The sequence below is a fragment of the Bacteroides sp. 2_2_4 genome, assembly GCF_000157055.1.
Classification (GTDB): Bacteria; Bacteroidota; Bacteroidia; order Bacteroidales; family Bacteroidaceae; genus Bacteroides; species Bacteroides ovatus.
In genome coordinates this window covers 134,449-136,067 of the sequence record NZ_EQ973366.1, presented here as the reverse complement: position 1 = coordinate 136,067, position 1,619 = coordinate 134,449, and the positions used below count along the sequence as shown (strand labels likewise).

Below are 1,619 nucleotides of genomic sequence, written 5' to 3'. Positions count from 1 at the left end.
CGCAGGCAAGGGCGGCAACATCATCGCACTGGCAAAGGAACTCTATTGCTCCGATAGCCTGCCATACCTTTTAAACCGGATAGCGGAACAGACACCGCACGTCCGCCCGGTCAGTTTTTCTTTTCCCCAGCGTAGGACAGAACCGAGCTTCCAGCATTTGGAAGTCCGTGACCTTACCCATCCGGCATTGCTCCGTTACTTGCAGGGACGGGGTATCAATGTCGAACTGGCAAAAAGAGAATGTAAGGAACTCCACTTTACCAATAACGGCAGACCCTTCTTTGCTATCGGTTTCCCGAACATGGCAGGAGGTTACGAGGTTCGCAATTCCTTTTTTAAGGGTTGCATCGCCCCGAAAGACATCACCCATATACGGCAGCAGGGAGAGCCGAGAGAGAAATGTTTGGTATTCGAGGGTTTTATGGACTATCTTTCTTTCCTCACGCTCCGAATGAAGAACTGCCCGACTATGCCCGACCTTGACAGGCAGGATTATGTCATACTCAACTCTACAGTCAATGTGCCGAAAGCCATCGACGTGCTGTACCCGTATGAACGCATCCACTGTATGCTTGACAATGACAAGGCAGGATATGAAGCGACACGGGCTATCGAATTGGAATACTCCTACCGTGTGCGTGACTTCTCGGACAATTACAGGGGGTATTCGGACTTGAACGATTACCTGTGCGGCAGGAAGCAGGAACAGAAGAACAGCACCAGCCAAGCGCAGGAGATAAAGCAGGAAACCGGACAACGTGCCGCCCCAAGACAGAAAAGGGGCAGGGGCATTTAGTCCGGTAGGATTACCAACGGCAGGCGGTTTAATTTGGAGAGCAAGGTTATGTTTCGGTAGACCGAAACTACCTTGCTTTGCTTGACAGCAAAGAAAATTTCTCCCGTTGGTCGCAATTTTTAAGATACCATTTAAATGTAAAAACTTATGACGAATATAAAGGATAAGCCGGGGGGACGTCCGGCAAAGAAACGGATAGAGAAGCAGCAACGGGTAGTCAGCACGAAGCTGACCGAGTTGCAGTATTATGCCATCAGAAAGCGAGCCGGGGAATCCGGGTTGCGTGTCAGTGAGTATGTAAGGCAGGCGGTTGTTTCGGCAGAGGTCATACCCCGGCTGAACAGGCAGGATGCGGACACCATCCGCAAACTGGCAGGGGAAGCCAACAACATCAACCAGTTGGCGCACCGGGCGAATGCCGGAGGTTTCGCACTGGTGGCGGTGGAACTGGTGAAACTCAAAAACAGGATTGTCGAAATTATAAACCAGTTGTCGGATGATTGGAAAAATAAAAAAGGGAAGCGGGTTTAAGGGCTGCGTGAACTATGTGCTGGGCAAGGAGCAGGCGGCTTTACTCCATGCGGAAGGGGTACTGACAGAAAGCCGGGGAGATATAATCCGCAGCTTCTGTATGCAGACCGGGATGAATCCCGACTTGAAAAAGCCTGTCGGACATATTGCGCTAAGTTATTCGGCAGTGGATGCGCCCAAATTGACAGACGAGAGGATGATACAGCTTGCGCAGGAATATATGCGTGAGATGAAAATCACCGATACGCAGTATATCATCGTGCGCCATCAAGACCGGGAGCATCCGCACGTG

Annotated in this window: 3 protein-coding genes; all 3 read left to right on the top strand. The window is 50.9% G+C overall.

The genetic code is table 11. The features are described 5' to 3' along the window. On the top strand, window positions 1–796 hold a 796-nt coding region (locus BSCG_RS29040), incomplete at its 5' end, for a toprim domain-containing protein (RefSeq protein WP_008776962.1). Between the two features lie 147 nt (window positions 797–943). After that, window positions 944–1,327 (top strand): MobC family plasmid mobilization relaxosome protein, encoded by a 384-nt coding sequence (locus BSCG_RS05795; RefSeq protein ID WP_007479984.1) that lies wholly within the window; start codon window positions 944–946, stop codon window positions 1,325–1,327. Then, the coding region (locus BSCG_RS0127835; protein WP_032849704.1) for a relaxase/mobilization nuclease domain-containing protein at window positions 1,293–1,619 on the top strand (327 nt) is incomplete at its 3' end. The genes BSCG_RS05795 and BSCG_RS0127835, both read left to right, overlap by 35 nt.